Source organism: Kribbella caucasensis (genome assembly GCF_004361855.1).
Classification (GTDB): Bacteria; Actinomycetota; Actinomycetes; order Propionibacteriales; family Kribbellaceae; genus Kribbella; species Kribbella caucasensis.
The window spans coordinates 54221-72102 of the sequence record NZ_SNWQ01000012.1 but is presented as its reverse complement, the minus strand read 5'-3'; the positions used below and the strand labels follow the sequence as shown (position 1 = coordinate 72102).

General features: G+C 67.6%; 17 protein-coding genes. 7 read left to right on the top strand and 10 right to left on the bottom strand.

The window, feature by feature from the left end; translation table 11 throughout:
- Position 1 precedes the first annotated feature (1 nt).
- A complete protein-coding gene (locus EV643_RS23945) occupies positions 2-430 on the bottom strand; it encodes a DUF1761 domain-containing protein (RefSeq protein WP_133802379.1) in 429 nt (142 codons plus the stop codon).
- A 128-nt stretch (positions 431-558) separates the two neighbouring features.
- Between EV643_RS23945 and EV643_RS23940 the strand changes: the two genes are divergently transcribed.
- Both EV643_RS23940 and EV643_RS23935 read left to right on the top strand, forming a co-directional pair.
- Positions 559-1878: a bifunctional glycosyltransferase family 2/GtrA family protein gene (locus EV643_RS23940; RefSeq protein WP_133802378.1), complete on the top strand. Its 1320-nt coding sequence runs from the start codon at positions 559-561 to the stop codon at positions 1876-1878.
- The gene (locus EV643_RS23935) at positions 1878-3782 is read left to right on the top strand and encodes an ArnT family glycosyltransferase (protein ID WP_133802377.1); all 1905 of its coding nucleotides are present in this window, start codon (positions 1878-1880) and stop codon (positions 3780-3782) included. Before EV643_RS23940 ends, EV643_RS23935 begins: the two co-directional genes overlap by 1 nt.
- Positions 3783-3794: 12 nt before the next feature.
- On the opposite strand, the gene EV643_RS23930 is transcribed toward EV643_RS23935, so the two are convergent.
- The 3 genes from EV643_RS23930 to EV643_RS23920 form a co-directional block, all read right to left on the bottom strand.
- On the bottom strand, positions 3795-4721 hold the full coding sequence (locus tag EV643_RS23930) for an alpha/beta hydrolase fold domain-containing protein (protein ID WP_133802376.1): 927 nt from the start codon (positions 4719-4721) through the stop codon (positions 3795-3797).
- Positions 4722-4870: 149 nt separating this feature from the next.
- Positions 4871-5011 (bottom strand): DUF2278 family protein, encoded by a 141-nt coding sequence (locus EV643_RS46975; protein ID WP_202869730.1) that lies wholly within the window; start codon positions 5009-5011, stop codon positions 4871-4873.
- A gap of 82 nt (positions 5012-5093) precedes the next feature.
- On the bottom strand, positions 5094-6410 hold the full coding sequence (locus tag EV643_RS23920; RefSeq protein ID WP_133802375.1) for a S8 family peptidase: 1317 nt from the start codon (positions 6408-6410) through the stop codon (positions 5094-5096).
- A gap of 56 nt (positions 6411-6466) precedes the next feature.
- On the opposite strand from EV643_RS23920, the gene EV643_RS23915 reads away from it, so the two are divergent.
- The 4 genes from EV643_RS23915 to EV643_RS23900 all read left to right on the top strand — a co-directional run bounded on the left by EV643_RS23915 (position 6467) and on the right by EV643_RS23900 (position 11519).
- On the top strand, positions 6467-9055 hold the full coding sequence (locus EV643_RS23915) for a CHAT domain-containing protein (protein ID WP_133802374.1): 2589 nt from the start codon (positions 6467-6469) through the stop codon (positions 9053-9055).
- A 131-nt stretch (positions 9056-9186) separates the two neighbouring features.
- Positions 9187-9780 carry an RNA polymerase sigma factor gene (locus EV643_RS23910; protein ID WP_133802373.1) on the top strand — a complete coding sequence of 198 codons (594 nt, stop codon included), beginning with the start codon at positions 9187-9189 and terminating at the stop codon, positions 9778-9780.
- On the top strand, positions 9770-10246 hold the full coding sequence (locus EV643_RS23905; RefSeq protein WP_133802372.1) for a hypothetical protein: 477 nt from the start codon (positions 9770-9772) through the stop codon (positions 10244-10246). Before EV643_RS23910 ends, EV643_RS23905 begins: the two co-directional genes overlap by 11 nt.
- Before the next feature lie 202 nt (positions 10247-10448).
- Positions 10449-11519, top strand: a complete 1071-nt coding sequence (locus EV643_RS23900; RefSeq protein WP_133802371.1) for a hypothetical protein — start codon at positions 10449-10451, stop codon at positions 11517-11519.
- 141 nt (positions 11520-11660) lie between these two features.
- On the opposite strand, the gene EV643_RS23895 is transcribed toward EV643_RS23900, so the two are convergent.
- From EV643_RS23895 to EV643_RS23885, 3 genes are read right to left on the bottom strand one after another with little or no spacing between them, the layout of a single operon-like run.
- Positions 11661-12245, bottom strand: a complete 585-nt coding sequence (locus tag EV643_RS23895; RefSeq protein WP_133802370.1) for an adenylate kinase — start codon at positions 12243-12245, stop codon at positions 11661-11663.
- Positions 12246-12249: 4 nt separating this feature from the next.
- Positions 12250-12516 (bottom strand): DUF1905 domain-containing protein, encoded by a 267-nt coding sequence (locus EV643_RS23890; protein ID WP_133802369.1) that lies wholly within the window; start codon positions 12514-12516, stop codon positions 12250-12252.
- Positions 12517-12542: 26 nt separating this feature from the next.
- Positions 12543-13181, bottom strand: a complete 639-nt coding sequence (locus tag EV643_RS23885; RefSeq protein ID WP_133802368.1) for a TetR family transcriptional regulator — start codon at positions 13179-13181, stop codon at positions 12543-12545.
- A 53-nt stretch (positions 13182-13234) separates the two neighbouring features.
- Between EV643_RS23885 and EV643_RS23880 the strand changes: the two genes are divergently transcribed.
- Positions 13235-13774 (top strand): ester cyclase, encoded by a 540-nt coding sequence (locus EV643_RS23880; protein ID WP_133802367.1) that lies wholly within the window; start codon positions 13235-13237, stop codon positions 13772-13774.
- Here the strand turns inward: EV643_RS23880 and EV643_RS23875 are convergent.
- The 3 genes from EV643_RS23875 to EV643_RS46730 all read right to left on the bottom strand — a co-directional run bounded on the left by EV643_RS23875 (position 13714) and on the right by EV643_RS46730 (position 17799).
- Positions 13714-13986, bottom strand: a complete 273-nt coding sequence (locus EV643_RS23875) for a VOC family protein (RefSeq protein ID WP_133802366.1) — start codon at positions 13984-13986, stop codon at positions 13714-13716. The two genes, EV643_RS23880 and EV643_RS23875, sit on opposite strands and share 61 nt — an antisense overlap.
- Positions 13987-13988: 2 nt before the next feature.
- Positions 13989-14360: a YciI family protein gene (locus EV643_RS23870; protein WP_133802365.1), complete on the bottom strand. Its 372-nt coding sequence runs from the start codon at positions 14358-14360 to the stop codon at positions 13989-13991.
- Positions 14361-14463: 103 nt separating this feature from the next.
- Positions 14464-17799 (bottom strand): CARDB domain-containing protein, encoded by a 3336-nt coding sequence (locus EV643_RS46730; RefSeq protein WP_133802364.1) that lies wholly within the window; start codon positions 17797-17799, stop codon positions 14464-14466.
- Between the last annotated feature and the right edge of the window lie 83 nt (positions 17800-17882).

Here is a 17882-nt window from a genome sequence, read left to right as displayed (position 1 = left end):
ATCAGGTCCACAGGGCCAGGATGACGGCGGCGACCAGGAGGCCGACGACGTGGTAGCCGCCGGTGATGGCGATCCAGGTCTGCGGCTTGGGTTTGCGCGGGTCGAAGAAGCCGGTGACGAACAGGCCCGACCCGACCAGCCCGATACCGGTCACCAGGCCGAGCACGATGCCCTCGCCGAACGTGTCGGTGGTCGTTGCCTCGGACACCATTGCGAGCGCGACCGTCGCGACCACACAGGTGACCGCCGGGATGACGTACATCTTGGCCGACGTTGCCTGTGCCGCGTCCGCTTCGTTCCAGCCGATGGCGTCCTGCCATTGCTTGCCGAAGGCCACGGGCGCGAACCACAGCCCACCGATACCGAAGTACACGATCGCGGCCACGATCACGGCCAGCCAGTTCAGATCGCCGAGAACACCGAAACTCATGTTGCCTCCCCAGGCATCTCCCTTGACCGAAGCGTCCTCCAGACCCCGCCGGCTGTCCAGAGGGATTCACAGGTAGTTGCCAGGTTGTCCGAACCAAACGCTCATTTTCGGGCGACAGAGTTCTGCGCATGCCAACGGACTCGATTTCGGGCGGTGCGCCGGGCGCGGACGTGCTGCCGATGCGGGAGCATCTGCCGGCCGGCGCGGACGGCGTACCGGCCCTCGACATAGTCATCCCCGTCTACAACGAAGAGCTGGATCTGCCGCCGTGTGTGGAGCGGCTGCAGGCCTTCCTCAGCCGGAACTTCCCGTACCCCTTCCGGATCACGATCGCGGACAACGCCTCGACCGACACCACTCCCGAGGTGGCGGCCGAGCTGGCCGCGGTGTTCAACGAGGTGACGTACGTCCGGCTGGAGCAGAAGGGTCGCGGCCGGGCGTTGAACGCGGTGTGGTCGGCGTCGGACGCGCCGGTGCTCGCGTACATGGACGTCGATTTGTCGACCGATCTGAACGCGCTGCTACCGCTCGTCGCGCCGCTCATCTCGGGTCATTCCGACCTGTCGATCGGGACCCGGCTGGCGCGGTCGTCCCGGGTGGTGCGCGGTACGAAGCGCGAGTTCATCAGCCGGTGCTACAACCTGATCCTGCGCGGTTCGCTGGCCGCGCGGTTCTCCGACGCGCAGTGTGGTTTCAAGGCGATCCGCCGCGATGTGGCTCAGCGATTGCTCCCGCTGGTGCAGGACACCGGCTGGTTCTTCGACACCGAGATGCTCGTGCTGGCGGAGAAGGCCGGGCTGCGGATCCACGAAGTACCGGTCGACTGGGTCGACGACCCGCACTCGACCGTCAACATCGTGCAGACCGCCGTCGACGACCTGAAGGGTGTACTGCGGGTTGGCCGTGCGCTCGCAACCGGGGCGCTACCGCTGAACCGGCTGACTCGGCCGTTCGGCGACGATCCGCGCGATCGTGAAGTGGCCGGGGTTCCGGTCGGTCTGCCTCGCCAACTGCTCGGCTTCTGTGCCGTCGGCGCGTTGTCGACGGTCTTCTATCTGGTCTTGTACTCCGGATTCCGGGTGCTCGCCGACGCACAGCTCGCGAACGCACTGGCACTGCTGATCTCCGCGATCGCCAACACCGCGGCCAATCGGCGGCTCACCTTCGGCCTCAAGGGACGCAACCGGATGGTCCGGCACCAGGCGCAGGGCCTGATCGTGTTCGGCATCGGCCTGGTCCTGACCAGCGGCTCGCTGGCGGTTCTCGACAACACGGTCGGCGACGCGCACCACGCCACCGAACTCGCCGTACTCGTCGCGGCCAACCTCGCCGCCACGCTCGTGCGGTTCCTCCTCCTCCGCGGCTGGGTGTTCGCCGACCGAGAGACCAAACCGGCTGAAACCCAGGTCCAGGTGACCTTCGACGACGACCAGGAGATCGCCGCCTGATGACCAATACCACCAAGGATCCGCGGTGGGTGCGGCCGGCACTGATCGGTCTGCTCGGAGCGACCGCCGTACTGTACGTCTGGAGTCTGACCGTCAGCGGCTGGGCGAACGCCTACTACTCGGCGGCGGCCCAGGCGGGGAGTGAGAGCTGGAAGGCGTTCTTCTTCGGCTCGTTGGACGCGAGCAACTCGATCACCGTCGACAAACCATCCTTGTCGCTGTGGCCGATGGCCTTGAGCGTGCGGTTGTTCGGCCTGCATTCGTGGACGATCCTCGCTCCGCAGGTATTGATGGGCGTGGCGACCGTGGGCATTCTGTTCGCGGCCGTACGACGCCGCTTCGGGCCGGTGGCCGGTCTCATCGCGGGAGCGGTGCTCGCGCTCACCCCGGTCGCAGTACTGATGTTCCGCTACAACAACCCCGACGCGCTGCTCACTTTGCTGCTCACCGTCGCGATCTATTTCGTCCTACGGGCGCTGGAGGACGGCCGGTCGAAGTGGATGGTGCTGGCCGGTGCCGTCATCGGCGCGGCGTTCCTCGCCAAGACGCTGCAGGCCTTCCTGATCCTGCCGGTGCTGGCCCTGGTCTATCTGCTCTGCGCACCCGTGAAGCTCGGCAAGCGGGTCGGGCAGTTGCTGCTCGCCGGACTGGCGATGGTGGTCGCGGGCGGCTGGTGGGTCGCGATCGTCGAACTGTGGCCCGCGTCGTCACGACCGTACATCGGCGGCTCCGAGAACAACTCGTTCCTCAACCTCACCTTCGGCTACAACGGACTCGGCCGGATCAACGGCAACGAGATGCCGGGCGGCGGTGGTGGTAGCGGTGCCGGTGGCTTCCGGGGTGGCAGCCCGTTCTCGCAGGAGTCCGGGATCGGCCGGATGTTCGCCTCGGCCGTCGGCGGTCAGATCTCCTGGCTTCTCCCGGCCGCGCTGATCCTGCTCGTGGCCGGACTCGTACTGGTGTGGAAGGCGAAGGTGATGCGGTCCGCGTTCCTCGTCTGGGGCGGGTCGTTGCTGATCACAACGATCGTGTTCAGCTTCATGAAGGGCACGTTCCACGAGTACTACACGGTCGCGATGGCGCCGTACGTCGGGGCGCTGGTCGGGATGGGGACCGTGACCCTGTGGAAGCACCGCGACTGGCTCTGGGTGCTCGCGACGCTCTCCGGCTCGGTCATCATCACGGCCGCGTGGGCCTTCGTCCTGCTGAACCGTACGCCGGAGTACGTGCCGTGGCTGAAGTGGTTCGTTCTGCTCGGCGGACTCGTCGCGGCGGCGGCCCTGCTGCTCACGGATCAACTCGGCCGACGAGTGGCGATGGGTGCGGTTGCCCTGGCCGGGGTGGCATCGCTCGCCGGACCCGTTGCGTACAGCCTGACCACGATCGGCGACGGCCACAACGGCGGCATCATCACCGCCGGCCCCGCATCGGCGCGAATGGGCGGGATGGGAGGGATGGGCGGCATGGGTCGGGGCGGCGGGCAACTACCAGGCGGCGCTGGCGATTTCGAGGGTGGTGCGCAAGGTGGCTTCCCCGGCGGCATGCGTTTCCAGGGAATCAGTGCGGAACTCAAGAAACTCCTGACGAAGGACGCCGACAAATACGCCTGGGTCGCCGCGACCGTTTCGTCCCAGACGAGCGCCGACCTCCAGTTGTCCACCGAGAAGCCCGTGATGGCGATCGGCGGCTTCTCCGGCGGCGACCCGTCCCCGACCCTCGAGCAGTTCAAGCAGTACGTCGACGAAGGCCGCATCCATTACTTCGCCGGGAGCAACCGTGGCGGCGGCCCTGGTGGCGGACGCGGCACCGCGGCGGCGATCACCTCCTGGGTCGAGCAGACCTTCCAGCAGGTGACAGTCGACGGCACCACCCTCTACGACCTAACCCAACCGAAGACATCCTGATCCCACAGGCGCTCAGGTCTCCTCAGATGCCTGAGCGCCCGTGGCCTGCCTGACGTGCTGTGCGATCAGGGCGTAGCTCTCGCGAGCGTTGACCAGGTCCTTGAGGTCGTACCCATGATCGGCACCGGCGATGTCCTTGTGTTCGACAAGGGCCCCCACGTTGGCGAGGCGGTCGGCGTACCGAAGACCCTCGACGCGGAGCAGGTCGTACTCCGGGGTGAGGACGACCGCCGGAGCGATCCCGGTCAGGTCTGCGATATCGGCGGGGTTGGCAGGCGAGACCAGCCGATCAGTCCGTTGCTGCGGATCGGGGACGTACGCATTGTCGAAGATGTCGGCCATCCACGGCCGCAACACCGGCTTCGCGATGGCCGCGCGCTTGTCCCGCGCATCGATCGCGAGGTCGAGCGGCGGGTAATGCAGCACCTGAAGCGCGATGGCCGGCCCGCCTTCGTCGAGCGCGAGACGAGCAACCGCCGCCGCCAACCCCCCACCCGCGCTCTGCCCACCGACCGACAACCGAGCCCCATCCCAACCTTGCCCGGCGCCGTTCTCAGCAACCCACCGAACCACCTCGAACGCCTGACGCGGCGGCTCGGGGAAGGGATGCTGCGGTGCAACGACATAGTCGACGTTGATGACAACAACGCCCGCCTCCGCCGCAAGATAACGGCAAAGCGCATCATCGACCTCGGTCGGCGCCAACACATATCCGCCACCATGAAAGTTGACATGCACCGGCGGCGTCCCGTCGTACTCCGCCGGCAAATACACCACAACCCGAGCCGGCGCGACGGACGTCGGAATCGTCAACTCACGCGTGTTCCGCGGGAACTCGGGGAAGCTGTCGCGGGAAGTACCCCGATCGGACAAGGAGACCAAACGCTGAAACGCCTTGGCAGCCAGGGAAGCCACCGCCGGCCGAGCCAAGATCGACATGCGGCAACGATAGGGCCTCCCCCGGTCGGCACCTCCGCAGTGCTTCCGCCCAGCGGAAGTGTGTAGCCATCTGCCAGTCCGGTCAACTGTGCGAGCACTGGATGCGTGAAGTTGTCGACAGCCAGGTAGAGCAGTTCCGGCGGGGACTGTTACGACAGCACGTTGACGGCCACCCGGAAGTCCTCACCGCCGCCGCGGACCTGGATCTGAAAGTGTGGCGTGTCAGTCCCGCCCTCCGCCCGACTGGCCACCGCCCGACCGACGAGAACCCCATAACGGCGCAACGGCATGACATGTCCCCTCCCCCGGTCGCCACCTCCGCGGTGCTGACACCTGACGGAGGCGCCGACCTGGGCTCTTGATACGAGAGGGTCAGCAGCAGCGGTGGGGTTTGCAGGGGGCGGGTTCTGTGCTGGGGCAGGCGTCGCCGGGAAGGAGGACGCGGCCGACGCCCGGGAGGTGGTGGGAGTAGGCGAGTAGGGCGTCGCCTGCTTGGCGGGCGTTTTCGCCGGTGACGGACATGCGGCCGGCGATCAGGCCGGCGACCACGGGAGTGGCGAAGGAGGTGCCGCTCCAGCGGGCCATGCCGTCGAAGTGGCGGACCTGGCCCACGTACGGCGGTTCGGTGCAGGTGAAGGTGCCGTGCAGGTAGGCGTTGACCAGGTTCGAACCCGGGGCGTAGACGTCGACCCAGCCGCCGTAGTTGGAGTAGGTCGCCCGATTGTTGAGGTCTTCGGCGAGTGCACCCACTGACAAGGTCTCCGGTGAGGCCGCGGGGAAGAAGTAGTCGCGGTCGCCCTCGTTGCCCGCCGCCGCGACCATGAGCACGCCTTTCAGACGACTGAGCCGTTCCAGGAAGACGTCGAAGGCGAGCGAGCTGGAACCGTCGCCGGTATAGGTCCCCGCGGACAGGCTGATCAGATCCGGGCTTTCAGCCAGTCCCTCGTCCAGCTTGACGACCAGGTCGGAACCGAACGCCGCGCCGGCCCGGTTGAGGTAGGCCTTGACGACGATCTCGGTACGCGGTGCGACACAACGCAGTACGCCGGCGATGAAGACACCGTGACCGGCGTACGGGCGGATGTTGTCGCCAGAGGAATAAGGGTGTTCGTCCTCGCCGGTGACTCCCTCGAGCCAGTACGCGTCGTTCTCGGTCCAGCCGACGTCGACGACCAGGACCTTGACCCCACGCCCGTCGCAGTCACCGCCGACCGGTGCGGGCGTCGGCGAGCTGGCCGGTGGGACCTCCAACTGCTCGGTCGCCGGACATGGGCTCACGCTGGGGCACGCGTAGACCAGCGAGTCCCGCCGGGCGACGCCCCGGCCGAGCCGTTTGTCTGCCAGCGCGATGTACCGCAAGGTCAGCGTGGGCGCCTCCGGCGCATCTTCGGGAAAAATGAATTCCGCCGATGGCTCGAACCTTGTCAGCCCGTCGATACTCGGGAAATCGGTGTTGCCCCGGCCGAAGATCTCCTCGATCCGGACCAGATCGCGATCGCGGATGAGGAAACTCCCGGACCGGTAGATGCTGTCGGCGCCGGTCTCGGCCCAGTTCTTCGGCGAGACCTCCACCTCGTCGCGGAACTCCGCCAGAATCAATTCGATCTGGGCCTGTTCCTTGGTCCTGGCCTGAGCCGCCGCCCCGTTCCCGTTGTCCTGCCCACCGTTGACCGGTGTCTGTTCCGTCATGTCTTCCCCCACGAGCAATAGATTCAGTTGGAAACCAACCCCGATACCCTGTCACTGTGGCGACCGCAAGTGAAGGGGCACCGGAGGACTTACTGCCACTCGCTCTGTCCCGGCCCCATGATGCGATCGCCGCCGCGGAAAAATTGCTCGCCACCGACCCGCCGCCGGACACCGCGTCTTTCGCCCGGCAGGCAACGGGAATCGCGCGCCGCCAGCTCGGCGACATCCCCGCCGCACTGCGCGAGCTCCGTACCGCGGTCCGCCTGGCTCGCGCATCCGGACAACGCGAGCGCGAGGTCGACGTACTCGCGACCCTCGGCGCAACCCTCGGCCGGGCGGGCCGGGGCAAGGAAGGGCTGGCCACCCTCGACCTCGCGGTGAAGGCCAGCCGCGGCGCACTCGCCGGCAAGGTGCTGCTGCGCCGCGCCGACGTACTGATCATCATGGGTCGCTACGACGAGGCCCTCGAAGATCTGCGCGGCGCGGTCACCCGGCTTCGGCGCGCGGGCGACGTGGCGTGGGAGGCGCGGTCCCACAACTACCGCGGCTTTACCCATCTGGCCAAGGGCGCGACCCGGCCGGCTGAGGCGGACTTCGCCGTCGCCGAGAAGCTGTATGCCACCGCCGGGCAGGAGTTCGAGCTCGCGGAGACCTGGCTGAACCGCGGTCTGGTCGCCTTCGCGCGTGGAGATCTGCCGGCCGCACTCGCGTACTTCGACGACGCCGGGCGCCGCTTCAGCACGCTGGGCGTCTTCTGGCCGGACCTCGCGATCGATCGTTGCGGGACTTTACTGGCCGCCGGCCTGACCACCGAGGCTCTGGCCGTCGCCGATGAAGCGGTCGTCCGGATGGAGCAGGACGGCGGGCAGCAGACGAAGAGGCCCGAACTGTTGTTCGCCGCGGCGAAGGCGGCGCTGAGCGCGGGCGACCTCGCGACGGCGCAGGATCGCGCGGACCAGGCGCGGCGCTTGTTCTCAACCCAGCAACGCGATTGGTGGATGTCGCGGGCAACGATGGTTCTGTTCGAAGCCCGCTACCGCGCTGGTGAGCGAAGCGCCCAACTCCTGAAGCAGGTCACTCGGCTTGCTGAGCACATGGACGAGTTGGGTGCTGTGGAGGCATCGGCCGCACATCTGCTGGCGGGGCGGCTTGCGCTGGCTCAGGATCGTTCGGCAGCGGCAGGTGAGGAGTTGGAGAGGGCCGCCCGGTTCCGCCGAGGTGCTCCTCCGCTCACCCGTGGTGGCGCGTGGCTCGGCCAGGCTTTGCGCTGCGAGGCGAAGGGCGACGTTCGCGGCATGCTTGCCGCCTGCCGCCGCGGACTGGACGCACTGGACGAACACCGGCAGATGATGGGCGCGACCGAGCTACGTGCACGCGCCTCGACGCACGGGACCGAGCTCGCCCGCCTGGCGCAGGTCGACGCGCTGCGCCAGGGAGACACCAAACGCTTGCTGGCCTGGAGCGAGCGATGGCGCGCCACCGCCCTCGCAGTACCGTCGGTCCGGCCGCCTGACGACAAGTCCACGATCGCGGATCTCGCCGCGCTCCGCGATGTCGTACGCCGGTTGGACGGTGCTGAGGAAGACCCGCAGCTGAACCGGGAACGGCGCCGGCTCGAGGACGCCATCCGGGCCAGGGCGATCCAGGCACCGGGAGCCGACCCGCGATCCACCAAGTCGTTCGACCTCGACGAAATCACGGCCGCTCTCGGGTCGACGACCTTGGTCGAACTGGTCGAGGTCGACGAAGTCCTGCACGCGATCGTGGTCGCAAACGGTCGCATCAAACGGCATTTGCTCGGCCCGATCCGCGACGCCGAGCTGGAGGTGGAGCGGGCGAGGTTCCGGTTGCGCCAACTGGCTCGAGCGAGGCCGTCAGCCGGTCCCCCGCTCGACGTGATCGGCGCCCGACTGGCCGCAGTTCTGCTCGGCGACGCCGCGACCGACCTCATGGACGGCCCGGTGGTCATCGTCCCGCCCGGCCGGTTGCAGGCGCTCCCCTGGACGCTCTTGCCCCCGCTCGTACGCCGACCCGTCAGCGTGGCTCCGTCAGCGGCGACGTGGCTCCGGGCGCACCGACTCGCTCCCCCACGTCGGCAACGCGTCACACTGGCGTTCGGACCTGGGCTGAAGTCCGGTGGAGCCGAGGTCCAGAAGCTCGCCGGCAGCTACCCGTCGGCCACGCTCCTCGGTGACGGCCAGGCAACCGCCGAGCGAGTACTCCGAGCACTGGACGGCGCGTGGCTCGCGCATCTCGCGGCCCACGGCACGTTCCGCTCGGACAGCCCGATGTTCTCCTCACTCAAGCTCGACGACGGACCGCTGACCGTGTACGACTTCGAGCGGCTTCGGCGCGCACCCCATCGGCTGGTGCTGTCCAGTTGCGAATCCGGGGTCGCGAAACCGGTCGGCGCGGACGAGCTCCTCGGTCTCACAAGCAGTCTGGTTCCGTTGGGAGCGGCGGGGATCCTGGCGAGCGTAGTACCGGTGAACGATGCTGTGGCGGTGCCATTCATGCTCGCGCTGCATGCCAACCTGCAGTCCGGCCAATCGCTGGCGGAGGCGTTCGCGGGTGCCCGGGAGCGGATGGACGACGACCCGGTGTCGGTCGCGACGGCGTCCTCGTTCGTGGCGCTCGGAGCCTGATCGCGACAGGCGAAATCGTGAGAGGGTCGATGTATCAGGCTGGGGACGGCGTGCTCCGTGAAGTGAATGGTTCTCGACAGATTGTGACCAGCTCATGGATCCGCGCCGCCGGCAGGGGAAGGGGGCACGGCATGCGGAGCGATCCCGTTGTCGTCCGGCTCGTCGCGCGGGCGTGCGACGGGGACAAGTCCGCGTGGGACGAACTGGTCGAGCGGTACGCCCCGCTGGTCTGGTCGATCTGCCGGCGTCATCGGCTGTCCACCGCGGACAGCGAGGACGTCGGTCAGAGCGTCTGGCTCCGGCTGGTCGAAAACCTGCCGGGCCTGCGGGAGCCGGCGGCACTGCCGGGTTGGGTCGCCACCACGACCCAGCGCGAGTGTCTCCGGTTGCTGCGACTCGGCCGGCGGATCGAACCGGTCGACCCGTTGGCGAACAGCAAGGACCTGGCCGACGACGGCCGTGCCGCCGTCGACGAGGATCTGCTGCTGCAGGAGCGACGGCACGCCGTACGGTCCGCGTTCGCCGGGTTGTCGGAGCGATGCCGGCGACTGCTGTCATTGCTGGTCGAGGACCCGCCGAAACCGTACGGCGAGATCAGCGACGCGATGCTGATGCCGATCGGAAGCATCGGTCCCACCCGGACCCGGTGCCTGGACAAACTGCGTGCCGCCTTGATCGGGGCCGAGTTCGAGCAGACTGGAGGAGGTGAGCGACATGCCCGATGACTGGTTGAACGATGACGACCGGCTGCTGGCCGTGCTCGCGGATGCACTCAACGACGCGCGTGCCGTGCCGCCCGGGTTCGTCGAGGCCGGCAAAGCGGCGTACGCGTGGCGGGCCATCGATGCCGAGCTGGCCGCACTCACCTACGACTCCGCCGCCGATTTGGAGTTGGCCGGAGTTCTGCGGGCCGACTCCGCGACGCTTCGGGCGCTGACGTTCGCCGGGGCCGACCTGACGATCGAGCTGGAGTTGACGGCCGAGGCATTGCTCGGGCAGATCTCACCGGTCGAGGCCGGCGACGTGACGGCGTACAGCGGGCCGGTGACGGACGAGGTGAGCGCGATCGGTACGGCGGTGATCGACGAGCTCGGGTTCTTCGTCCTGCGACCGGTGCCTGGCGAGCCGTTCCGCCTGCTCTGCCGGACGGCCTCGGGGACCGCGGTCCTGACCGGAGTCGTCTCACCCTGACACAGGTACTCGCCCGGACACAGGTGTTGGGGCGAGATCATCCCTCCGGACCTCGCCCCGCGGCACCTGTCCCCCCGAACGCTTGTGCCTTGTTGAGACGGAGCAGTCCAGGCGGACCCTGATACACAATCCGCCGAAGAATTTTTTTCCTTGCGTATCGCAACAGCCCACCCGTACTCCGTACTGGTAGGGAGGGACCACAATGGCCACGCTGCAGTTGTACCGGGGGAAGGCCTCAGGGCCGGGCCACTCGGAAGACTTGGACGAAGGCCGCCCGCGGACCCGGCGGATGCGGTCGTGGGAGGTCGTCGCGCAGGTCGCGATGGACGGCATCCAGCACCAGGCCGATCGCGCGCTCACCGCACGGACCGAGGTCGGCGAGGGCGACCCGGTCGGCGAGGCCGAGCTGCGCGAGTCGTACGCCGAGGTCGTAGGCCAACTGGAGTACGCCGGGTCGTACCTGGATCTGCGGGCGAACGTCCGGACCTGGTGGCTGGGCACCCGCCTGCAAGGGACCTGGGGACACATTCACAACGCACAGCTCGCGCTGATCGAGTTGATGGACACGGCGCAGCTCAAGGCGTACCGCCCGCATGTCCAGGCGCTGTCATGCAAGTACTTGAACGAAAACGACCCCGAGCGCTTGGCGATCGGCGACAACCCGAATCGGCTGATGCTGGCGCAGACGCTCCGGATCGTGCAAGAGCGGATCGCGGACGAGTACCACCGGCTGCGGCGCTTCCAGATCTCGATCGCGATCGGCTCGTTGCTGTTGCTGCTGCTGGTCGCCGGGCTGGTCGTGCTCGGCTTCCTCCGGCCAGGCATGCTTCCGCTGTGCTTCCCGGATCCCAAGGTCCCAGGTGCCGAGGGGGTGACGGCGGTTTGCCCGAGTGGACCGCACAGCGAACCCGCCAGCAGCGATGTCGCGCTCGTCGTGCTCTTCGGATTGCTCGGCGCCGTGCTGACCGGAGTGCGATTCGTTGCCCAGAGCTCGGTTGCGTCCTCCGTGCCGATGTCGACGACGCGTTCCTTCCAAGCACTCTTGAAGGCCGCCCTCGGCACGCTCGCGGCCGTACTGGGGCTGCTGTTCCTGCGCGCGGGTGTCGTTCCGGGCTTCACCCAGATCGACACCCGGTCACAGATCCTCGCGTACGCCGTGGTGTTCGGTGCCGCCCAGGAGTTCATCACCCGCTTGATCGATCAGCGGTCGAACACCTTGCTGGCCGGCGCCACCTCGACCGAACGAGGTCCCCAGAGCGCCGGCCGGCCCTGACTCAACTAGTGGTGGTGGCCGGATCTTCACGTGGGTGTGCACGGTTCTGCCCTGGTACCAACCGGGCAGGACCGTGGAAGACGCTAGGAACGCCAGCTGTGAAGACCCCCCCGTGGTTCCTGGCAGAATCCGGTGAACTCGTCAGGCGTGCGGGTACAGCAACGAATCGGCGACGGTGAGAATTCGGTTGCTGACCTCTGCGAGTTCGCCGGTGCCGTCGACGGGGATGAGGCGGCCGCGGCCGGCGTACTCCTTGATCAGGGGGCGGGTGTACTGGTCGTACACCTCCAGCCGGTGCCTGATGACGTCCTCGGTGTCGTCGGAGCGGTGTTCGAGCTGGGCCCGATGCAGCAAGCGCTGGACCAGTTCGTCGGGCGGCACCTCCAGGGCGACGACGGCGTCGAGGTGGCGATGGTGCGCATCGAGGAACTCGTCGAGGACGGCAACCTGATCGAGCGTGCGGGGATAACCGTCGAGGAGGAAGCCCGGGCGAGTGTCGTCCGCGGTCAGCCGGTCGAGCACCATCGCGTTGGTCACCTCGTCGGGGACATACTCCCCGGCATCCAGGTACGCCTGCGCGCGTCGCCCCAGCTCCGTCCCGGCGGCCACCTGGGCGCGGAAGGTATCACCGGTGGAGATGACCGGAACCCCGAGCCGCCCAGCCATGATCTCCGCCTGGGTGCCTTTGCCGCATCCGGGCGGCCCGGTCAGGATCACGATCGTCATCGACTCACGCCTCGAGACTCAGCTGTACGTCGTCCCCCACCGCGGCACCCGCGGACTTGAGGGCTGCCTTGCTGACGCCGATGCAGAAGCCGCCGCCGGCCACGAGCATGGTGCTGCCGCTGAAGTCGGCGCCGTTCATGGTGCCGGTGACGCGCCGCTGCCGACGCCCGCCCAGGTCCGCGACGAGGCCCGCCGGTACGTCGACCACGGCAAGGCCGCCCGGCTTGGTCTCGTCCCAGCGCCTGACGGTGCCGCGAAACTCGACGGTCATCTCCCCACGATGGCATAGCGGAGTTGTCAGGGGCAGAGCGCAGCGACGAGTGCGTCGGTGAGCCAGCTGGTGTATCGATCCAGGGACCACTCGCGGTTCAGGATCAGGAGCTCGTACTGCTCGACGGCGATGTACGTCCACAGGAGGTCGGCGGTCTCGTCGACGGTGATGCCCGTCCGGAGCTGGCCGGTCTCGTGCAGGTGCCGGCCGAGCATGGTCATGCCGATCAGGCGTTCGTCGAGGAGTTGCCGCCAGATCCCGGCCAGGGCCTGATCAGCGTGCCGGCCGTCGCGGATGACGATCTGGATCTTGGCGGACCGTTGCTGCCGGCGCGCCAGCCCGCCGAGGTACAGGGCGAGCTTGCGCCGTACGTCGGGCTCGGCACGGACCGCCTCCGCCTCGGGACGCTCGGCGATCGGGACCGGCTCGTCGTCACCCGCGAGCACCGCGTCGAACACCGCCTTGGCCAGCGCCGCCTTCGTCCCGAACCCCTTGTAGACGCTCTCCGCCGAGACGCCCGCACTCTCGGCGACGGCCGCGATCGTCGTCGCCTGGAACCCATTCCGCTCGAACAACTCCCGCGCAGCCCGTACGACGGCCCTCCGGCGGGCACGAGCCTGCTCGCGTCGGCCGGAGGCGTCGTACTTCCTCTTGACATCCGTCATCAGCACTCCCATATTTGGAGACAGTCTAACTGTATCTAATTTTTGGAGGGGACATGGACACCAAACGGGGGGTCGTCGCGAGTGACCCGAAATCGGTCGCGGTGCGCAGCATCCAGATCATGGCGGACGGCACCGCAGCCGACTTCGACGAGCTGATCCACCCGGCCGCCGTGGACCGGGAGAACGTCGTACAGCCGCCGCCTTCGCGGGTTGGCGGGCCGGCCGGATACCGGGCGACCGCGGAGTGGTTGCGGACGGCGTTCGCTGACCTGCACTACGACATCCACCACGTCGTTGCCGAGGGCAACCTAGTGGCGATCAACTCGACGATGAACGGCCGGCACGTCGCACCGTTCGTCGTCTACACCACCGATGGCGAGGTCGACACCGCGTTCCCGCCCACCGGCAAGACGTTCGCGGTCACCCAGTCGCACTGGTTCCGGATCGAGGACGGCCAGGTGATCGACCACTGGGCCAACCGAGACGACCTCGGCCAGGCCCAGCAACTCGGCTGGGTCCCACCAACCCCCGCCTACCTCTTCCGCATGACCCGCGCCAAACGCCGCGCCAAGCACGCCGCCAAGTCGAGGTGAGTCTGGTTCGGGACGGTCGGGTCCGGCCAGGTGGGTGGAGTGTGGTCGGGGATGGTCTGGAGGCAGAGCGATCCGCCGGCGCCGTCGACGACCGCCCAGACAGGATCGGTGTAGATGACCCGGCCGCCGGTGATCTCGGCGTAGGAGGCGGCCAGCTCGGCGGCATCGGGACAGTTGATCGCGATGCCGCTGAGCTTGATCGAGTCGGACACCTTCACATCACCGGCCGGAGCTCGACCGTGTCGCCCGGGGTGACGAATTGGGCAGCGATCTCTTCGGCACGTTGCCGGGTGGCGCAGTCGATCAGGAAGAACCCGGCCAGGTGCTCCTTCGCCTCGGCGTACGGGCCGTCGGTTTTGACCGTGCCGCCCGGGGTCGAGCGGTAGAGCTTGGACGACGTCGGGGCGGCGAGGGCTTCGGCGGTGACGAACTCCCCCGAAGCCGAGAGCTCGGTCATCAACCGCTCGAAGTCGGCGTTCATCTGCTGATGACATTCAGCCGAGAGCGCCCGCCCCTCCGCGGTATAGGCCATGGTCGGATGCCCCCAAGGCTCGGGGTTGGAGTGGATCAGGATCAAGTACTTCATTGCACCCAGGACGTCGGCACCACAGGGAGGTTCTCGACATTCACAGATCGGAGGGCCGCTCGGGCCCGGCAGGCGGGACAGCCCGCCAGGCCCGGGCGTGGGTTTACTGGCCGGTGATGGTGAACGTGGAGCCGGGTTCGATGACGATGTGGCCGGCCTGGGAGTTGGTGATGGTGACGTTGGACAGGGTCGCGGAGCCGCGGGCCGAGCCCTGGGCGAGAATGCCGGCGCCGTTGTTCGACCGGTCGATCCGGACGTTGGTGATGGCCACGTTCGTGGTACCGCCGCCGCCCTTGAACTGGATCCCGTCGTAGGTGGAGTCGTGGATCTCGGTGTCGCGGATGGTGACGCCGGGGATCGGCAGGTTCTGCGGGAAGATGGTGATCGCGCCGAACTCCTGCTCCTCACCCCAGAACACCCCGCCGGCCCGGTACAGCGCGTTGTTCGCGATCAGCGTCTGCCCGGAGAACGGCAGCGGGTCGTGGTCGGTCGCGAGCATGATGCCGGGGTAGTTCATCGTGTCGTAGACCAGGTTGTTCTCGATCTTGTTGCCGTAGCCGCCGTAGATCGCCAGCCCGTTCGCCCGCCACGGCAGCTGGATCGTGTTGTTCACAAAACTGTTGTCATGGGCAACGTCCACCGCCTGGTCCTTCACGTACTTGTTCGCCCACACCGCGAGCGAGTCGTCACCGGTGGTGCGGAAGGAGGAGTTGAAGACGCGAGAGTTCCGGGTCCCGTTGGTGAAGTTGATCCCGTCGGCGTACGTGTCGCGGATCCGCATCCCGGTGAACTCCAGCCCGTCGCCCGGACCCCACAGCTCCTGGATGTTGTCGTAGTCGCGGCCGGCCCAGACCCCGACGTTCGCGTGTTCGATCCAGACGTTGCTGACCTTCGTCCCGGTACCGAACCGGCCGTTCAGCCCGACCCCGCCCTCCGCGTTGCCGTCACCGCCACGGATCCGACCTGAACCGAAGATCGCAATGTCAGACAGCTGCACGTTCTGGTCGATGTCGAAGCCGAAGTTCCCTTCGTGCGGATGGTTGATCCCACCCGCGCTCTGCGGCTCGATCGTGGAGTAGAGCTGCGAATGCCACATCCCGGCACCGCGGATCGTGGCGTTGCTGATCCCGACCTGGTTGTACTGGCCCCGGTTCAGCGGGTCGTCGGTGAGGATCTTCTTCTCCTGCCGCCACTGCCCGGCCGGGATCCAGATACAGCTGATCACGCCGTTCTGGTCGTCCGTCACCGCGCGCTGGATCGCGTCCGCGTCGTCGATCCCGTCGTTCGCGACCGCGCCGTACTGCGTGATCGAGGTACACCCGGCCGGTTGGCTCAACGGTGCAGCGACCTGCTCGAGATCGATCATGTCGATGATGTAGAACGACGCGTCATCGCCCGCGTCGCGCTGCAACTTGAACCGCGTGCCGGCCGGGTACGACGTACCGAGCAGCGCGTGTGATTCGTCGAAGAGCCGGCGTGCGTCGCCGCCCGGGGTGTTGGTCAGCGACTCGGGTCCGTCGCTGTTGCCGTAGAGCCAGCTGTGCCGCGACGACAGCGTGAGCTTCCGGTTGAACGTGCCGTCGATGTAGAGGCTGATCGTCTTCTCCTGCCCCTGACCGTTCGCCGAGTCGGGGATGGAGTTGCGCACGACGATCGAGTTCGTCTGGTTCGTCGAGGTGAACTCGACGTACTGCCCCGCGCTGTTCAGCCGCACCGACTGGCGGCCGGACGACTCGGTCGCGAAGTTGGTGTGACCGAACGTCCGGAGCGGGTCGCTGACGAGCAACTCACCTTGGTACGACGCCGCTTCGGCCTCGTATGACGTGTACGGGACCGCGGCGCCTCGGCCGACCACGATCGCGCGGGAGAGGACGTTGTTGGTTTCGTTGGTCTCGGCAACGACATTCGTCGCGTCCGCGGTCGCGGTGATGGTGGCGCCGCCGTTCGTGGCGGTCCAGGTGCCGTTGATGCTGACGTTGATGGTCGCACCGGCGGCGACCGATCCGGTGGTGGTGTTGAGAGTGGTGCCTCCTACGACCAAGCGGGTCGTGCTCGCCGCCGCGGCCGCAGTACCGCGGTTGTTGAGGGCAACGGTGAAGCTGACTTGTTGTCCGACGGCCGGGTTCGCCGGGTTGGTCGTGATGCCGGTGACCTCGAGGTCGGGGCCGGGTGCCTGCGTAACCACCAGTTGCGTGGGCGCTGTGAAGGTGTTGTTGTCGTTGTTCTGTTCGACGACGGTGTTGGCCGGGTCGACCGTGGCCGCGACGGAGTAGCTGCCCATCGGACGCGGTCCGGCATCGAACGAGACGGTGGTCGAGGCGCCCGCTGCCAGCGCGGGTACGGACGCGCTGCCGGCCACGGTGCCGCCGAGGGTGAAATCGACGGTCGTTGCCGGAGCCGCCGCGGAGCCGAGATTCTGGACCGTCGCGGAGAGCGTGATGGCGCTGGCCTCGTTGGGCGACGACGGCGACCAGGTGACCGAGTTGACGACCAGGTCGGGGTTGGGCGCCGCAGTACCGAGCACTTGCAGCTCGGCGACCTGGCCGCCCGGGGCGCCGGTGTTGCTGAAGAACTGCAGCCGTACGTCGGCGACGCGACCGGTGACCGGGATCTCGATCGTGTTCTGCGCCGCGGGATCGAAGACGTGGTTCGCCCGGGCGGACAGTGTGGTGAATGCGGCGGCGTTCTGCTCGCGGCCGAGGACCTCGACGTTCTGCGTGCGAGTGCCCCAGATCGGGTCGGGGTTGAGTTTGACGATCACCGAACTGACGTCGGCGTTGGCGCCGAGCTTGACGGTCAGGGTGGACGGGAAGCCGTTCGACTCCCAGTAGGTGCCGACGTTGTTGTCGTTTGCGTTGGCGGCGACGTACGTCTGCACCGAGGAGGATGCCTCGATCGGTTTGCCGGTCGCGAGGTCGGTGTCACTCGGCTCACCGGCATCCGGGCCGAAGAGGTCGAACTCGGAGAGCTGACCGGCGGGCCAGCCCGTGTTCGCGGTGATGGTGAGGCGGACGTAGCGGGCGGTCGTCACGGGAAAGGAGATCGTCACCGTGTTACCGCTCGCCGGGGTGAAGTTGTAAGCGGCGCCGGCAACGAGATCGGCGTACGAGGTGCCGTTGGTGCTGGCCTGGACTGCGAGGGTCTGGGTGCGCGCGCCCCACGAGGACGGGAGTTTGAGCACCACTCGATCGACGCTGACGACCGAACCGAGGTCCGCTCGCAACCATTGCGGGAACTGGTTGTTGGCGCTCTCCCAGTAGCTGTTCTGGTTGCCGTCGGCGGCGTTGGTGGCGGGATACGCCCCCAGTTGGCTGCTCGCGGAAACGGTCTTGGTCAGTGGTGCGGCCGAGGCTGTGGTGGGCGGGGTGGACCCGATCAGGACGAGGGCTGCGGCGAGCAGACCTCCGATCAGGCGGCGGGTGGGCGGTCTGCGGTTCATGGCTGTCCTCAGTTCTGTACTTGCACGACTCCTGCCAATTTTTTGCAGCGCGAGTAGCCAAAGCTTGCAGATCGATTACTAAT

Bases quoted from the DNA above. Each gene is read 5' to 3' on its own strand.
- EV643_RS23910 (WP_133802373.1), top strand. From the start codon at position 9,187: ATGCGGAGCGATCCCGTTGTCGTCCGGCTCGTCGCGCGGGCGTGCGAC.
- EV643_RS23895 (WP_133802370.1), bottom strand. From the start codon at position 12,245: ATGACGATCGTGATCCTGACCGGGCCGCCCGGATGCGGCAAAGGCACC.
- EV643_RS23945 (WP_133802379.1), bottom strand. From the start codon at position 430: ATGAGTTTCGGTGTTCTCGGCGATCTGAACTGGCTGGCCGTGATCGTG.
- EV643_RS23935 (WP_133802377.1), top strand. From the start codon at position 1,878: ATGACCAATACCACCAAGGATCCGCGGTGGGTGCGGCCGGCACTGATC.
- EV643_RS23885 (WP_133802368.1), bottom strand. From the start codon at position 13,181: ATGACGGATGTCAAGAGGAAGTACGACGCCTCCGGCCGACGCGAGCAG.
- EV643_RS23900 (WP_133802371.1), top strand. From the start codon at position 10,449: ATGGCCACGCTGCAGTTGTACCGGGGGAAGGCCTCAGGGCCGGGCCAC.
- EV643_RS46975 (WP_202869730.1), bottom strand. From the start codon at position 5,011: ATGCCGTTGCGCCGTTATGGGGTTCTCGTCGGTCGGGCGGTGGCCAGT.
- EV643_RS23880 (WP_133802367.1), top strand. From the start codon at position 13,235: ATGGACACCAAACGGGGGGTCGTCGCGAGTGACCCGAAATCGGTCGCG.
- EV643_RS23870 (WP_133802365.1), bottom strand. From the start codon at position 14,360: ATGAAGTACTTGATCCTGATCCACTCCAACCCCGAGCCTTGGGGGCAT.
- EV643_RS23905 (WP_133802372.1), top strand. From the start codon at position 9,770: ATGCCCGATGACTGGTTGAACGATGACGACCGGCTGCTGGCCGTGCTC.
- EV643_RS23940 (WP_133802378.1), top strand. From the start codon at position 559: ATGCCAACGGACTCGATTTCGGGCGGTGCGCCGGGCGCGGACGTGCTG.
- EV643_RS23930 (WP_133802376.1), bottom strand. From the start codon at position 4,721: ATGTCGATCTTGGCTCGGCCGGCGGTGGCTTCCCTGGCTGCCAAGGCG.
- EV643_RS46730 (WP_133802364.1), bottom strand. From the start codon at position 17,799: ATGAACCGCAGACCGCCCACCCGCCGCCTGATCGGAGGTCTGCTCGCC.
- EV643_RS23920 (WP_133802375.1), bottom strand. From the start codon at position 6,410: ATGACGGAACAGACACCGGTCAACGGTGGGCAGGACAACGGGAACGGG.
- EV643_RS23890 (WP_133802369.1), bottom strand. From the start codon at position 12,516: ATGACCGTCGAGTTTCGCGGCACCGTCAGGCGCTGGGACGAGACCAAG.